The sequence below is a fragment of the Ciceribacter ferrooxidans genome (genome assembly GCF_004137355.1).
Classification (GTDB): Bacteria; Pseudomonadota; Alphaproteobacteria; order Rhizobiales; family Rhizobiaceae; genus Allorhizobium; species Allorhizobium ferrooxidans.
Window position 1 is genome coordinate 65879 of record NZ_SDVB01000420.1, and the last position, 15725, is coordinate 81603.

Sequence of the window (15725 nt, forward strand, 5' to 3'; positions counted from 1 at the left end):
TCAGCGTCCCCCTTCCACGATGAAGCGGACCCGGCCGTTCTCGGGACGGCTGGGATCGTTGTCGAGCCGGGCGATCTCGGCGCTGGCGATTGGCAGGATCGCCTCGTCAGCGTAGTCCACGCCGGGCTGATCCATCCGGGCAAACCGACCCACCGGCACGTTGTTTTCGTCTCTGGTGCCGATCCAGGATACCCCGTCAACCCGCATCGCGCGGGCGATCATCGGCGACAGCGCCACATCCGCTCCAAACTCCAGAACATCCGGATGAAAGAGCCCGCGCGTCCCATCCGGCAGATCGCGGTCAGAAAAAAGCGCCAGAAGGTCGCGGTTGATGTCGGACGCATAGGCATCGGGCGCGGCGCAGACAAAGAGGATGATGTCGAGCGGCACGAAGACCGGCGAGACGAACTCCAGATCGTGGCCCGCCAGCCGATGATCTTCAATGAAGGCGCGCAACTCGGCCTCGACTGCGGCATCCACCTCGCCACCGCCGACGAGGTCGAGCGCGAGCGTGACCGTATGCCAGCTGCCGGTCCAACGACGACGGCCGAAGGCCCGCGCGACGCTCGGATGGCGGGCGGCAACCTCGGCGTAATCGGCGGCGGTGACCGCGCGGCGCGATATGCGAAAGGCCTGTGGCGCGGCCACATGCACGGCGGTGCGCAGTTCCGGCACCGCGCCGCCAGTCGCGGGGACAGGGTTGTCCAGCGCCAAGATGCCGCTGCCGTCGCCCGTCACCACATGGGCAATCGCGCCGGCACCGATGTTGCCGCGCAAGCCGCCGCCGTGACGGATGCGCGCGACGAACGTGGCACCGTCGGTGGGGTGGCGGCCCAGTACCCCGTCGCCGAAGCGCACATAGGCGGACCCTCGCGCGGTGCCCGACTCGACCGTCACATGCGGTGCAAAGCGCTCCGACGCCAGCAGGTCAGGCACTGTCGTCCAGATCTCGCCATCTCCAACGAGGGCGACCTGAGCAACCGGTTCGGCCACCGGTGACAGCGACGCAACAGCCGAGGCGCTTCGCGCGCCCTCCGGATCAAAAGGCGGCGCCCGCACCACCTCTTCGGCAGCCAGCCGGTAGCGTAACACCTGGCCCGGCCCGTCATCCGGCAAGAGGCCGCCCTCGGAGAGAGTCTCCAGGAGGATCTCGTCCTCGGGCGCGGGGTCACCGTGATCGACGGTACGGCCTTCGTCGACGAGCAGAACATTGCCACGCGCCACCGACATCGGTGCGCCATTGAGTGTGCCGATGGGCAGAGCGAACCTCAACGCATCCTCGGCAAACCAGCGCACTTCCGTCAGGGCGATGCCGAAGATCGGGTCGCTTGCCGGCGTGGGGTCTTGCGACAGGCGCACGACCTGACGGTGGGTCGGATCAGGCGGATCCTCGGCGCTGCCGCCAAAGGGAATGCGCTCCTCCAGTATCAGAAGATCACCAGCCGCCAGGTCGAGGTCACCGGGGGCCCTCGTCAGGAAGGCCGAGGTTGCACCCTTGGTGAGACAGCAACCCTCGTCGCCCCAATCGTGGAACCCCGCCCCGTTGCGCGCAACGCGCAAGGACTTCAGCGGCTCCAAAGCCTCGAAGACCACCGACCCCCGGCGGACCATGTCTTCGAACAGCTCGGCGTCCGGTGTCAGCACGGTCGACCACTCCTGCCCTCGGGATTCTGGGCGGGTCAAGAACCGCGTGCGGCGCGCAATTACGTCCGGCGCGCCATCCCGGTCGACATCCGCCGTCACCGCGACGGCCGTCCTGGCATTGCACCCCTCGCCCGGGCGATAGCCAAGCAGCCGCGCGTGGCGCACAAGCGACTGTCGAAAGCGCGTGCGCTCGAAGAACGCCTCAGTGCCTATGGCGTCCTGAAACCAGCTCGCCTTGTCGGCAGCATCGGCCAGCACCTCGACCAGAGTCACGCCCAGGTCCGCCGGGTTGCGCTCGGTCCAGTCGGCCATGGTGGCGGACATGCGATCCAGCATCATCGTGCGGAAGCCAGAGAAATCGCGGGTCAGGTAGTCCGTCGGCGGACCCTGAGGACGCACGGGAGCGGGCATTTCGGGGTCGACGCAATCGAAATCCGAGGGGCATTCGACCTTGAAGGAGAAACTGACGCTCGCCAGCTGCCGATCCATATTGGCGGGCGGTGCGGCGTTTAGCGGCCCTTGTCGCAGCGACAGTACATAGGGCGAGAAATCCCCGGCCTGGTCCAACACCAACCGCTGGGTCAGCCCGTCCGGTTGCAGGGCCAGCGACACGACCTTGATGCCCTTGATCCGCGTTCCGCCGGTGATGGCGAAGTTGTCCTCGTTCAGGGCCGCGACCCCGTCGGGCTTGAGGAAGGCGACATCGAGCAGCTTTTGCGCCATGCCCGCCGGTGCGTCGCTGTCCAATACCTCGACGAAGTCGATGCCGTTGATCTCAAGCCCGCCCCCCATGTCGGCGTTGCTGTCCAGAACCCTTTGCCGGCGCAGCGACGTGCCGCAATGACACCTGCACTTCGTCATATCGCGCCCTCCACCACGGCGCGGCGGAGCTCGTCGTCGCCGAGCCGGCTGTAGACCACCGTGACCCGCAACTGGCTGTCCACCGCCTCAACCCGCACGCCGCGCAGCTCGATTACCTCGACCAGCCATTGCTGAAGCGCACCCTGGACCATGTGCTGGACTGCCGCAGCGATCTCGGGCGTGTTTTCTGAAAACACCATTTCGTGCAGCCCGGCGCCGAATTCAGGCCGATTGAGGCGCTCGCCACGGCGCGTAAAGAGCACCTGCTCGATCATGTCGCGGATCTGCTGGTCGCGGTCGGCCTCGGCCGTGGTTCCGGCTGCGGAGGTCCGGTAGGGGAACGAAAACCAGGTCATATCGCCAGAACCTTGGTTTGCGGCGAGGACCAGACCACCGGACCGTTTGGGATCTGACCGGACTTGCACAGGTCGCCGGGGTTGAGCAACAGGACCGGCTTGCCGGCCGACTGCACCTTGGTGGCAGCCTTGGTGAACTCTGCAATCAGACAGGGCTGCGGCTTGGGTTCGGGCGTGGTGAACGGGCAGCCTGCGATCGTGCCCTTGTCGCCGAGAAGAGCTGTGGCCGTGCCGTCGATGAGGAGTTTCGCGCCTGTCGCCGCGATCGTGATCGGAATGGAATGCGGGCAGGTGGCGACGGTTCCCTGCGTGACGATCGGCGTGGTCATGGCAGCACCTTCAGATTTCCGTTGTTGATCGTGACCCCATCGGGGCCAAGTTTGATCGTCGATCCGGAAAAGCTCAGCTCCATGGCGTCTGCCCCAGCCTTCAGCACGGCCTCGCCCATGGCCGTGGTCATGCTGAGCGTGAGTTCCCCCATGCCCGGCGCGTCGAGCACCTTGAGCTTGAAGTTGTCACCCGCCCAGATCCGCGTCAGCGCCTGCGTCGGCCCCATCGCGGCCGGCGTGTCTCCGGCGTCCCAGAACCCGCCCGACCAGATCGGATAGTCCGGATCGCCGCGCTCGAACTCGACCCAGACATTGGCGCCCGACGGTGGGATGGCAAAGAAACCTATGCCCGGCCCGGCTCCTGGCAGACAGGGCATGGCCCAGGCAAGCGTGCCATCGCCCATAACGTCCGCCACGCTGACCTGCACCCGACCGAGGCCCAGCGGGTCGATGTTGAGTTCAACCTTGCCGCGGTACTTGCCGAAGAATTTTTCGTCCTCGCAGCTCATAACGGCGATACCTCCGGTGCAACCGCGGGCAGGATCGGGTAGAGCCCGTCGCGCTGAAGCGCGAACGTTTGGGTGTAGGAGCCGGGCTTGAGGACGTGTCTGACTTCGGCCACCGTATAGGTTCCGTTGTAGATCATCCCCAGTCCGCGGATAGGGACCGCGTAGTATGGTTTGAGCACCGCGTTGTAGCGCGTATTGTCGATGGTGCCGCTTACCTCCAGCACCCTCTCGGCCGGTTCGTTCACCTCGGCCATCAGGCGCGCAAGCACCTGCGCGGTGTTCAGGCCTGAGGTTTCGATTTCCTTCGTCTTGGTATTGCCGATCTGCGTCAATGCATCCGACAGAGCCGACATCGGCGTATTGGTCGAGGTGGGGATTTCCAGCGGAACCACCTGCCCGGTGGAACGGTCATGCACCTTGGCGCGCGCGGCCGTCAGGGTCTCACCGTCGTGGTTGATCGTGACGTCGTAGGCATCCGACATCGGCCCCAGGTTGACCGAGATCGGCTTCTGCGGCAGGCCCGGGCGCGGCACCGGGCCGAAATAGAGCTGGCTGATCCCCGGCGCCGGACCGGGATCGATGAACACCTGGTAGCCGTGGCGCTTGGCCATCTTCTTGGCATAGGCAAGGTCCGTACAGGTCTGCTGCGGCGTGCGATCGACCGGAATTGGCGGATCGATCACCGGAGGCGGCATGATCACCGGGATCACGCCATAGGTGGCGTATTTCAGCGCCATGGCATTCATAATGACGGTTTCGTCCTGAGCCGGGTGCTGGGCGCGCTTCTGCTCGCGGTCCATGACGAAGGTCAGGTCGCGGCCCAACATCAGGTATTTGCCTTCGTTCGAGCCTTCGCCGGGTATGTACTGGGTCTTGGTCACCACACCATCGAAGATCGGCGTCGGCATTACCCCGTTCCAGACGACGACCACCACCCGCGCACCGCGCTGGAATCGTGGATCATTGACGAACGGCGGACCAAATGCGCCAAGCGGACCCTCTCGCCCGGCCAGCAGCGTGATCTTGAAGCCCGAGTCCTTCTTCATCGCCTGGCGCACCTCGATCTCTTCGATCGCCTCCATCGCCTCGAGCGGCGCAGGCAGCACGACGGCCTCCCTGCCCAGAAGCAGCGTGGCGCGAATGCCGAGGATGTTGCCGAAGGCGCTCACGCGATCCTGCCTCCCCTCGCATCGGGCATAGGAATCGCCAGGGGGGAGCCGGGCACCTCGGTCAGCTGGTCGGGATGCGCGGCGGAATTGGCATTGGCGATCATCCACCAGGCGGTCGCCTGGCCATAGGTCTGCGCGGCGACGATGTCGGCGCGATCGCTGTCGGTGACGCGATGCTGGCGCGCCACGGTGTGCTCGTCGGGGTGGGGCAGGATCGGCGGCACGATGTGACGCACCTTGCTGCCGTCGGGCCGGGTGAACTCGGTTTCGGTGGCAGTGGCATATCGGCTCGTTGCTGTGATCATCGCGTCCTCTCAGAAATCCAGATTTCCCGCCACATCGGCGATGTTGTTGACGCTCGCGACCGTGGCGAGCGTCTCCTTGACGACCTGATGGGTCAGGAAGGCCCAATAGCCGGGGTTGGTCATCGACAGATCGTTGTAGGTCAGCACCTTCATCGAGATCGCGACATCGGCGCGGATCGGGTTCAGCGCCGGGTCGTGTGCGGTCTCGGTGATCGACAGGCTTTCGATCTTGACCGGCACCACCCGCTTCCAGCCGTATATGAAGAGCGTCAGCGGCGCGGCGGGCGGTACCACCTCCATGGTTCCCGCCAGCATCAGCGCCTGGTTGATCGCGACGGCGATGGTCTTGGGGTAGACCATCATCTCGAGCGCGGCGAGGTAACCCGAAATGCCGCCGCCCAACGGTCCGTTTTCGCCCTCTTCCATTTGGTCGATCAGGTCCATCTTGAGATTAGCGCTGATCGTCTCGGCGGGAGGTCCGGCCAGGCGCAACGGCTCGGCCTTGCCGCCACCAGCCTGGCTATAGTTCGGCGCGATCGACCGGGTGATCTGGTCGGGGTTGTACTGGAAGATCGCCACCGACGAGAGCGGATTGAAGAGGTCGAGCCCGACGAGCGCGCCCTTCTGGACCTGCGGGGAGATGGTGAGACCGGTCATCGCTGGCTCCGATCCGGCACGCCGGCCGTGAAATCACAGAAGTGCATTTTCGGGATCCGTCTCATCGGTCAGCACTCAGCTTTGCAATGATCCAATCGTGGCCCGCCGGGTCGATCTCGATTTCCTGACCGTTCTTCGTCAGGACATAGGGGCCGTCCGGCAGGTATTTGATCCAGTCGCCCGATTTGAGACGCCCCACCTCGATGACCTTGATCCGGATCGGCAGTGGCCCGAAGGTCCGCATGTCCGACAGCTGGACGTAGAGGTAGACGCTAAACAGGGTCTTGGCATTGCCCGGCCCTGGCGAGAATCCACCGCTAGGTCCAGGCAGGATGGTGTGATAGGCCGTTACCGTTTCGGTCGGACCGTCGATCTTCCCACGGCGGATGGACTGGTCCGACTGCCCGCCGGACCCGCCCTGAGCACCGCTTCCGCCGGTCGATCCGCTCCCCGGCGCCTGCCCTGGCGCCTTGTCCGCCGGTTTGTCCTTCTCCTGGCCGGGGGGAGTAGCTTGCTTGCCAGCCGGTGGGCTGGTTTTGGCCGTCGGCGGACTGGTGTTGGCAGGCGGATCCCAGACTTCGGGGGTGCCCGGAGGCGGAGGCGCTTCGGGTTTGAGCAGCTTGCGGAACTCTTCCGGCAGCTTGCTGCGGTCGACCTTGCCGGAGCTGTCGACAACCCCGCCACCCAGACGGCCGTGATCGCGGATTTCCTTCTCGGTCGCGCGGCGCTCGTTCATGCCGGGCGGGAAGTCCGGCGGCGGCTTGGACAGATCGCTGCCGCCGCGTCCGCTGCCCGGATTCTCGATGTCTTCGCATGGAACCTCGGTCGCATCAGGCAGATCTGGCGCATCGCCGATATGATCGCAAAGCAGAGGTTGGACCTCTGGCGGCAGGACCTCCTTGACGTGCTTACGGATGGTCTCGGCAATTTCCTTCGGCAGGTTCTGGATGATCGCCCGACCGAGGATGAATTCCTTGATCAGGTCCTGCGCGACACAGGAGCCGAGCAGATGTGACAGAAGATACTCACTCGGCGAGACGTCGAAGAGCGAAAGGATGTAGTCGACACCGGCAACAACGCAGGAGATCCCCACTGTCTCGAGCCCGCCGGCGGCGCAGGAGGCGATGCGGGCGACATTGAACACATGCCGCGCAATGCTGAGCAGCGTCTTGGCCGTTTCCCAGGTGTCCATCACTGCTTCGTAAATGCTGCCGAAGCGGGTCTTGATCGCCTCGGCTGCCTCTTCGACCTTGGCTTCGATTTTGCCTGCGATTTCCTCGTATTTCTTGATGATGTCGCTTTCAACCGGATCAGTGTACTTGCTGAAGTCCGTGCCGATCATCGACTTCAGCAGCGACTTGAACCCCTCCTCGACGCAATCGACGAGATAGGCGCCGACCTGTGGCAGCATGACCTTGATAATGGCCCCGAAGATCACCCCTCCGACCTTCATGATCGCCTTGCCGATCCTCCCACCGCTGGTTCGCTTTTTCGCACCCTTCAAAAACGCTTCGAACTTGGTTTTCAGCCGCTCGTAGATGTTGATCGCCTTGATGAACGTCGCGCCGAAGGTCTTGCGCATGGCCCCGAGCATCCGTCCCGAGCGTCCTTCCAGCAGCTCGGCACGGTTGAACTCGGTTTGCGCCTTGGTCAGTTCGGCCGTGTTCTGCACGGGCCGCGATCCGTCCGGCCCCGTGCCCCCAAGCAGCTTGACGGTATTCTGGATCGCCGTATCGAAGGCCAGCTTGGCGATATCGGCCTTCCCGCTCCCGGTCTTGATGTTGGTGTAGTCGGCGAAGGTCCTGGTGAAGGTCTTCTGCTTCTCCTTCCAGGTGTTGTATTGTGCCTGGAACGGGTCCTCCTTTGGCGGTAGCGGCTTTTTCGGCTTCTTGGGCTGAACGTGGGCATCTGCATGGCGCAGTGGCATCACCTTCTTGCCCGTCGGCGAAGAAATCATCTGGTCATACAGCGTCTGGCTCGCATTGGTCAGCTTGTCGCGTCGGTTGGACCGCGATGTGCTGTCGTCCTGCTCCTTGATCTCATCCGGCCAGAACACGTACTCCCACAGGAACTTGGACCCGCTCTTCTGCCGGTAATAGGACTTCCCGGTATAGGTAAAACCGGTGACGTTTTCGTACTTGTCGTTTCCGAGAATCGTCTTGCTGTACTTGCTGAGGCGCAGCTTCAACGCGGTTTCCAGAGGGATGAAATCGCCGGTGCTGGCCGAGCTGGTCATCTTTGCTGCGGTGAATTTGGTCTTGGCCAGCGAGTTGCTCCGCGACGACCCGGTCCAGGAACCGGCGGCGGTGCCGTTCTTGACGGCCTCGCTCTGTTCCACCACCTTGTTGTAGTGTCGGGCAGCCGCATTGAACCCGGCAGCGTAATCGCCGACCTGCTTATCCGCGCCGCTCGTGCGATCCCTGTCACCGGCGAATTTCACGTCGCCAATCTCGTAGCTGGTCGGCGCGTCGACGGCGGACCGGATGAAGTCGGTGGTGGCCCAGCGCGGACTCGATTCGCTGCTGTATTTTTCATAGCCTGCGCCTGGCCTCAGGGCGGTTCCGCCGATGTGGAGTTGTTTTTTTGCGTGATAACCGAGGCTCTTTGGTACGATGTTCTTGCCGCCGTCCGACACGACATACCACGGCAGCGCGGTCTGGGCGCCGGCTCCAGCACCTGAAACGGTGCCTGTACCGGTGTAAGGCGCGAACCGAAGACCCCATAGCTTGTTGGGATCCGAGAGAACGAGGTCCGCATAGCCGAAGCCGTCTTCCACAGCGCCCTTGTCGCGCTGCGCGTTTGGCACCGCGACCTCGCCCATGAGTTTGGCATTCTTCTTGACCGCGTCGGCAACGACAAGGTCGTGGGTGCTGGTGGCCTTGTTGGGATCTTCTCCGAAATAGAGCGTTTCGCTGATGATTTCGGAGGGTGCCCGACGCACCTTGGGCTTCACCTCACCCGGTTGGGTCTGTTGCAGCACGTGCGCCAACTCGTGCGCCATGGTGAAGGACGGCGTCTCCGTTTCGTCACGCCCCAGCCAGACGTGATTGCGGAAGGTAAACGCGCGGGAAGAGATGCTGTCGTTCAGCACATCCGAAGCGCCGCCCTGATGGACGCGCACGGCCGAGAGGTCACGACCCATGCGGCTTTCAAAGAATTCGCGGGTTTGAGGCGAGAGGGCGCTGCCACCGGACTCAAGCTGACTGGCCGAGGCCGCAATGTGCTCGGTACCCGCATCGCCTCCGGGCCGCATCCGCGGCATCTGGGCCAAGTCGTGTAAGGTTTCACGCTCAAGCAGGGGCGCGGGCGCGCGCTGGACCGTCGCGCCCGACCGGCGCGGCATGACCGGCATCTCCTCTTCGGCAGCGCTGCAGGCGGCGCATTTGCGTTGAACTGCCGATCTGCGCGCCATCGCCTCCGGCTCGCCATCTTCGCCGCGGCGCCGAAGACCGGCTCCGGCGTCGTGGGCCATGACCGTCGCGGCGGTGGCAGCGGCTTCGACCTCGTGCAGATGATCGACGGCTCCCACCTCGAGCTTCGGCATTACCGGCGTCTCGTCGCCTCCGCAGGTCGAGCATTTCCGCCGGATGCGGCGGGTCATGACGTCCGGCGTCTCTGCGGCGATCTCGGCCCGTTGAACGGCTTGCGGCCCGCGCATCGCCATCACGCGTCCGGCGATGTCGTCCGCCTCGCGCTCGAACGGGTCATCCACCGGTCCGACCTCAAGCTTCGGCATGACCGGCATCTTGCGCTCATCGTCCTCCTTGCTGCATTCGGCGCAGACGCGCCGAATCACCGGAACGGAAGACAGCGAGGAGAGAAGTCGACGGGGCGCTTCCTCCTTGTCCGGCGACGGCTCGACCTTGCGTTGCGTCGGTGTCGCGACGGCAAAGGCGGGCGGCTTGGCGGCCTGGGCGACGCTCACGGACATGGCAGCACTCCGGCAGCGAACCTGATGCCGCGGGTGATCACGGGCGCGGATCGCCCCATGTCGCCCCGGCCTACCATTCGAAACCGATCCCGGTGAGGATTTGATGCGCCCTTTGGCGTTCCGGTCGGCCGGCCGTGGCCGCATCCTCCTCGCCCAAAGGCGCCAGGAAATTGTAGAGGGCCTCCATCTGTACAGGTCCGAAGTCATAACCGAGCCCGCCGCCGGTCTGGAGGCCGAACCCGGCCGGAAGATCGCCGCGCGAGGATTCGTAGTAACCGCCGCCGAAGATCCGTCCGTAAAGGGACCGGTAGACGCGGAATTCTGCGCCGCCACGCAGCCCGGCGCGGATAAAGGCATCGCGATCGTCAACCGGAACATCCACATGAATGCCGGCCGTCAGGGCACCGCCAGCCCAGTCCAGCAGTGCATTGTATTGTAGCGAGGCGACGAAACTCGGCCTGTCGCCCGCCACCTCGGCACCGACCAAACCCGTGCCCTGACTGGTGAAATGGAATCCCTGATAGGCGAGCGCGCCGCCGAGCCCGGTCCAGAACCCGACCCTGGTCGCCGGATCGGTATATTCAACCTTGAGCGTGACCGGCCTTCTGTAACCGCTGAGGAAGGCAGCCAGGTCATCGAAGCTCGTCTGTATGTCGATGCACCCCGAGCTGCCGCGTAACAGCCCGCCATGCAAGAAGAACGCGCTTCGTCCTTTGGCGTTGCCGCATGGTCCCTGCCTGACCGCGACGGGATTGAGGTGCACCCGCCCTGCTCCCCAGTCGCCGGAATGAATGCTCTGCCCCTGGACCGTGACGTTCATGGCGCCGACGATGCCACTAAACAGAAGATCCAATTGTTCCCCGGTTGAGAACTCGGTGATGCCCGGCGGCGACAAGCTATAGACGCCCTCGGGGATCGGCCCCTTGTCCTTGATGCCGGTGAAACGCTTGTCGTTCAGATAGGTGTCGACATCGGCATCTGCGCCGCAGGCTTTTGCATCCTCCTCGGTGATCTTGATCGGCCGACCGGAGTCGCCGTCGTAGCGCATGATTTCCTCGCCATCGCCGTAAACGATCAGTTCCTCGCCGTTGAAGACCATTGTGACTTTCTTGAAGTCGGTCGCCTTGCGCTCCGGTGCGCAGCGGATGGTTTGTTCGCCGGCGGTCTGCTGCAGCGTGTGCGTCAACTCGTGCGCCATCAGGCGGCGGCCCTCGGCGGTTCCGGGGATGTACTCGCCCTTGGCGAGCGCAATGTCGTTTCCGAGGGTATACGCGCGCGCGCCGATGGCGGCCGCGGCCTGATCGACCTGCGGTCCCTCATGGACGCGCACATGGGACAGGTCCTGCCGGAAACGCGGTGCGAAGAAGCTGGCTTCGGCGGCGCTCAGCGCGCGCCCACCCGAAGAGACCGCCGTGGCAGCGCGGGATGCGCCACCCCCAGTCCTGCGCCCAGTCCCACCGCCTTCCCGCTGGACCGAGGCGGCGGTCATTGGTGTGACGGCCCCTGCAGAGCCACCCATTGCAACCGTGCCTGCGACCCGATCGGCCTCGCGCTCATAGGCGTCATCTGCCGGACCGACCACAGGCTTGCGCTGAAGCACCCCGGGCACCGCGCCGAGCGATCCGGGCAGCCGCATCTTGGGTTCGGACCCAGTCGAGCCACCGCGGTTGCGTGCGGCGCGGGACATCGAGCGTCGGGCACGAAGAGCAGCGTGCAGGGACATCAGCCAGCTCCTTTCGGAACGGTGAGCGCTGCGGCGATCTTGTGGCCGGCCAGTCGGCCGAGCGCGGCAGGCCCGTGCCCCGCGCATTGTGGCACGGTCAAACGCAGGTGATCAGTACCGCCCTGCCCGGTCAACGCGCCGGCATCGGCGCCAAGCTGCGCGACAAGGGCCGTTCTCAGTCCTTCGGCCAATGCGGCCGCGTCGCCTGCGCACACGCCCTGAACGCGAAGCCGGTCGATGTTGAGAATGATCCGCGGCCCGGCAGTCATTGCAGCCACCCCGCGCGCTCGGCATCGGTCATCGACCGGCCGACCTTGTCGTATTCAAGCTGTGCCGCCTGGAGGATCTCGACCATCGACACCGCACACCCTCGGTCCGCCGCCAGGAAGGCCGCGCCGAGCGCGATGTTGCGGATCGATCCGCCGGCGACGTTGAGCTGCGCCAGCTTGTCGTAATCGAGTCGCTCCCGAGGTTGAGCGTCGGGAAAAACCCGCGTCCAGATCGCACGGCGCTCGGCCAGGTTGGGAAAGCGGAAATCGACGATGAAGCGCAAGCGGCGCAGGAAGGCCTCGTCGATGTTGTCGCGCATGTTGGTGGTCAGGATGCAGAGCCCACGATAGGCCTCGAGCCTCTGCAGCAGATAGCTCACCTCGATATTGGCGTGACGGTCGTGGCTGTCCTTGACCTCGGACCGTCGACCGAAGAGCGCATCGGCCTCGTCGAATTGCAGGATCACCCCGCCGTCCTCGGCCGCATCGAAGACCCGGCGCAGGTTCTTCTCGGTCTCACCGACCCATTTCGACACCATCGCCGAAAGGTCGACGCGGTAGACATCGAGGTTGAGCGCATTGCCGATGACCTCGCCCGCCATCGACTTGCCCGCGCCCGACGGGCCCGAAAACAGCGCCGAAACCCCGAGCCCCTTGTTCTGGAGGCGCACGCCGAAGCCCCAGTCCTCATAGACCTGTGTGCGGTTGCGCACCTGGGCGATGATGCTTTCGAGCACATCCTTCTGTCGCGGCGGCAGGATCAGATCGTCCCACTCAGCGGACGAGGCCACACGATGGGCGAGGTCGTCCATTCGCGGCCGCGCGGCGCGGCGGCAGGCCTCCCACGCACGGGCCGCAAGATGTTCCGGATCGCGATTGCTCTCCAGCGACATTTCGGCGGCGACGGCGCGCGCAGCTTCCGGAGCCACGCAAAAAGTGCCGGCAAGGCGCGGCAGCGCCGGGATGAGATCGGCGTCGTCATCTCCCAAAACGCTGTGCCACACGTCAAGCTGCTCGGACGCCTTCAGGCGCGGCATCTCCAGGCGGAGCGCCAACCGGTGACCGACCCGCATCGGTTCTACCGATGCGATGGCCAGCGGCCCGCCATAGGTTTCGGCAAAAAGCTGGGCGGTCCGTGTCTCGCCCATGTCGTCGTGCACCAGCACCAGCCGCGCGGCACAAAGCGTCATATCCCGCGTCAGTCCGGCAGTGAAGTCCACCAGTTCGGCGGGCATCTGTGGCAGAAGCTGGGAGTTCAACGCATAGGTTGTGGCGTTGATCCCGGCCGCGGCCTCGGCAAAGGCGCAAAGCTTGCCCTCGGGGTCACCTCCAGTCAGGTGCAGCACCGGTGTGTCCGGCAGGGACAGACGGGAGCCGATCTCCCGGGCCAGCGTGGCGCGGTTAGGTGCCAACGATAGGGGCCGGGGGATCCGGCGCAGCACAGCGGACGCCGCCGCCTCCAGCGACGGTGCACCGAGAAGGCGCAGCAACACGGTGTCCGGAAGGCGCAAGCGCGCATCGACAAGCGAACCACTGCCCTCGATCCGGACCAGTCCCGACCGGCGCAGTGGCGCTTCGGCCGACAGCCCCTGCCAATGCGCGCCCGGCAGACGCGTCAACGCCAGCGACAGCGTTGGAGCAGAGATCATAGGATCGTCAAGCAGTCGCGCGACGACTTCACGCCCGTCCGGCTCCAAGGTGACGTACGCGCACAAGAGCAAAATATTGCGCCCGAACTCATCCAGCCGGAAGGTCTCGGCCAGCTCACAGGCGGCAGTGCGCGGCGGCTTCGTCTCGGCGACCGGGCCGTGTTCGAGCCAGGCCCGGACGACCGGGAAGGCGTCGGCCACGGACGCTATATGTTCGGCGCGGCTCACAGCGAAAGCTCCGGGCCGATGATCTGGCCATAGGTCGGGCTGCCCGCGGTGCTGTCGAGCGCGACCGGGCTTAAAAGCCCGTCGACATCCGCCCGAACCAGATAGTTGGCACGCCGCAGGTTGGTGAAGGAGAACGTGAGCGAGGCAGCGTCTGGCCCGCCCTCCGCCGGGTCGCGTCCGGGCAGAATGACCTGTGCCGGCGCTGCCGGGTTGCGGGCATCGAGAAGCAACCGGACCGCCTGATACGACCGAATCGACGGCGTGAACCCGATATCGACCGTACCGGTCGCCGTGGATCCACCGGGCGGCGCGGTGATCGCGCCGACGACAATGGCCGGGCTGATGGCGAAAGCCAGGGCGTTGGAACGAGCGCGCAGATGATCCGGCTGATCGGGGCTGAACTTTGGCGCGAGCGCCTGAAGTCTGTGGACGCCGACGGCGAGCTCCGCCCCTGCGAACGTGGCCGCATTCAGCGGTACCGTCAGCGCCGTCTCCGATTGCTTCACCCCGCCCATGACAAGGCCGTCACCGTCCACTTCCAGCCCGAGCCCCGGCTCGGCCAGGCCTCTGCCCGAGACATGGAGGGCACCGCCCCAGACCGGCGGGATGATACTGCCGGGCGCACTGCCCGCCGTGTCGAGCCGGAGCGTCGAAATCGGCGAGACCCAGAGCCCTGGATGCACGACCGGCGTCGGAACCGGTGGCGTGTCGGAGGTCTCGATCACCAAATGGCTGACCTCGTAGGAGAGCGACAGCGCATAGGGGACCTGATAGAAGATCGACCAGATCTTCGAGAAATCATCGATCGTCATCAGCTGGCGCGTCACTCGCAACCGGGCTAACGCCGCTTCCAGATCGCTATCTTCCAACTCCTCGTTGTCGTCGATGGCGTCGCGGATCGTGGTCTTGCTGAGCAGAGGCTCGTGCTCCAGCGCCAGCATCACCTCACCCAGCATCAGATCGGGCTCGAACGCGTCGTGATTGCCGTAGAAGCTCATGACATAGTGCAGGTTCAGCGCCAGCTTGCTGGGGCCGCGCATCTGGCCGGCTGCGCCGCGCGTCGGCAGGTGGTCGTTGGCATGTGCGGCGTTGGGCTCGACCCGGTAGAGATGAAGATTGACCAGCGGCGCGGCGTCTTCGGCAAGCTTGGCCGTAGGCGCGCCCAATCGCACCTTGGCATTTGGCACCGCGGCATTGGCCGCCGACAGGATACGCCGGAGAAAGGCTGCACTGACGGCGGATATGGCCAGCGGATTGCTCATCGCCCACCTTTCCCGTCGAGAAAGTCATCCAGGCTGATCCCCCGGCCGTGGGCCGGCACCGGGGCCGGCTGCGTGGCCCGCGGCGGATCCATCACCACTTCGATCGTGCCGATGCGGACCTCAACTTGCGGCGATTGTCGTGACTGCGCACCGCGGGAGGGGTTCTCGCCTCGCGGCACCTGCCCTGCCTTCCTCGACGGGCTATCCTCGCGCGGAAGCAGCGGCGCGGGGACTCCAGGCACAGCAACCACCGCAACCGTTGACGATCGCGATGCCGGGTGAGCATCGGAAGCCACAGGGGACACACCCCGTTCGGGGCCTGCCCGAGCCCCCTCGCCGAACGAGACCGGAAGGGCACCGCGAACGGTGGCGGGAGGGATCACCGCGGCCGGAGCGGATGGCGCAATGGGCGGCGAGACGGGAGCGTGTGAGACCGGGGATGTTCCTGCGGTCAAGACGGTTTGCGGTGATATCGCCACCGGTGGCGTGATCGCCCGTGTCCTGGCAAGGGCGGCCGGGGCAACCGGTGAGGTGTGAGACGCTGTCACCATCCGGCGCGCCGGTGCTGCTGGTGCCGGCGTGGCCGGGGTGATGGGCGGCGCTGCGGAACGCGCCGAACTGGGAACCGATTCTGCGGCAGACATGGTCGGGCCCGGAACCGGAGCGGACACCCGCGCAGGAGCGACCGCCCCATCGGTGCGCGAGGTGCTGGCCGCGACCTCGGTGGACATCGAAGACACCGGCCTGTCGCTGTCGACGGGATCGAACCTGTCACCCAGCGTTTCAAAGGGGGCCGGCCGGCGCGGCGCCAGCCGGGGTAGCGTGCCGCGGGC

The 15725-nt window shown here is 65.3% G+C and carries 13 protein-coding genes; 1 reads left to right on the plus strand and 12 read right to left on the minus strand.

What is annotated here, in order from left to right:
• The 8 genes from EUU22_RS24710 to EUU22_RS24745 form a co-directional block, all read right to left on the minus strand.
• Nucleotides 1–2505, minus strand: coding sequence for a baseplate J/gp47 family protein (locus EUU22_RS24710; RefSeq protein ID WP_129334613.1), 2505 nt, complete (start codon nt 2503–2505; stop codon nt 1–3).
• Nucleotides 2502–2861, minus strand: coding sequence for a GPW/gp25 family protein (locus EUU22_RS24715; protein ID WP_129334614.1), 360 nt, complete (start codon nt 2859–2861; stop codon nt 2502–2504). Before EUU22_RS24715 ends, EUU22_RS24710 begins: the two co-directional genes overlap by 4 nt.
• Nucleotides 2858–3190 (minus strand): hypothetical protein, encoded by a 333-nt coding sequence (locus tag EUU22_RS24720; protein WP_129334615.1) that lies wholly within the window; start codon nt 3188–3190, stop codon nt 2858–2860. The genes EUU22_RS24715 and EUU22_RS24720 overlap by 4 nt, the downstream gene beginning before the upstream one ends.
• Nucleotides 3187–3699, minus strand: coding sequence for a phage baseplate assembly protein V (locus EUU22_RS24725; protein WP_129334616.1), 513 nt, complete (start codon nt 3697–3699; stop codon nt 3187–3189). Before EUU22_RS24725 ends, EUU22_RS24720 begins: the two co-directional genes overlap by 4 nt.
• On the minus strand, nt 3696–4868 hold the full coding sequence (locus tag EUU22_RS24730) for a hypothetical protein (RefSeq protein ID WP_129334617.1): 1173 nt from the start codon (nt 4866–4868) through the stop codon (nt 3696–3698). Before EUU22_RS24730 ends, EUU22_RS24725 begins: the two co-directional genes overlap by 4 nt.
• Nucleotides 4865–5173, minus strand: a complete 309-nt coding sequence (locus EUU22_RS24735) for a hypothetical protein (RefSeq protein ID WP_129334618.1) — start codon at nt 5171–5173, stop codon at nt 4865–4867. Before EUU22_RS24735 ends, EUU22_RS24730 begins: the two co-directional genes overlap by 4 nt.
• Nucleotides 5174–5182: 9 nt before the next feature.
• Entirely contained in the window at nt 5183–5830 is a 648-nt protein-coding gene (locus EUU22_RS24740) for a hypothetical protein (RefSeq protein WP_129334619.1), read from the minus strand.
• Nucleotides 5831–5891: 61 nt separating this feature from the next.
• A complete protein-coding gene (locus EUU22_RS24745; protein ID WP_165351296.1) occupies nt 5892–9173 on the minus strand; it encodes an eCIS core domain-containing protein in 3282 nt (1093 codons plus the stop codon).
• Between the two features lie 45 nt (nt 9174–9218).
• Here EUU22_RS24745 and EUU22_RS25435 point away from each other — a divergent pair, with 45 nt between their 5' ends.
• Nucleotides 9219–9857 carry a hypothetical protein gene (locus tag EUU22_RS25435; protein ID WP_165351297.1) on the plus strand — a complete coding sequence of 213 codons (639 nt, stop codon included), beginning with the start codon at nt 9219–9221 and terminating at the stop codon, nt 9855–9857.
• On the opposite strand, the gene EUU22_RS24750 is transcribed toward EUU22_RS25435, so the two are convergent.
• From EUU22_RS24750 to EUU22_RS24760, 4 genes are read right to left on the minus strand one after another with little or no spacing between them, the layout of a single operon-like run.
• A complete protein-coding gene (locus tag EUU22_RS24750; RefSeq protein ID WP_165351298.1) occupies nt 9832–11484 on the minus strand; it encodes an eCIS core domain-containing protein in 1653 nt (550 codons plus the stop codon). The two genes, EUU22_RS25435 and EUU22_RS24750, sit on opposite strands and share 26 nt — an antisense overlap.
• Nucleotides 11484–11753: a hypothetical protein gene (locus tag EUU22_RS25440; RefSeq protein WP_165351299.1), complete on the minus strand. Its 270-nt coding sequence runs from the start codon at nt 11751–11753 to the stop codon at nt 11484–11486. The genes EUU22_RS24750 and EUU22_RS25440 overlap by 1 nt, the downstream gene beginning before the upstream one ends.
• Nucleotides 11750–13630 (minus strand): ATP-binding protein, encoded by a 1881-nt coding sequence (locus tag EUU22_RS24755; protein WP_165351300.1) that lies wholly within the window; start codon nt 13628–13630, stop codon nt 11750–11752. Before EUU22_RS24755 ends, EUU22_RS25440 begins: the two co-directional genes overlap by 4 nt.
• Nucleotides 13627–14892: a Pvc16 family protein gene (locus EUU22_RS24760; protein WP_129334623.1), complete on the minus strand. Its 1266-nt coding sequence runs from the start codon at nt 14890–14892 to the stop codon at nt 13627–13629. The genes EUU22_RS24755 and EUU22_RS24760 overlap by 4 nt, the downstream gene beginning before the upstream one ends.
• Nucleotides 14893–15725 lie beyond the last annotated feature (833 nt).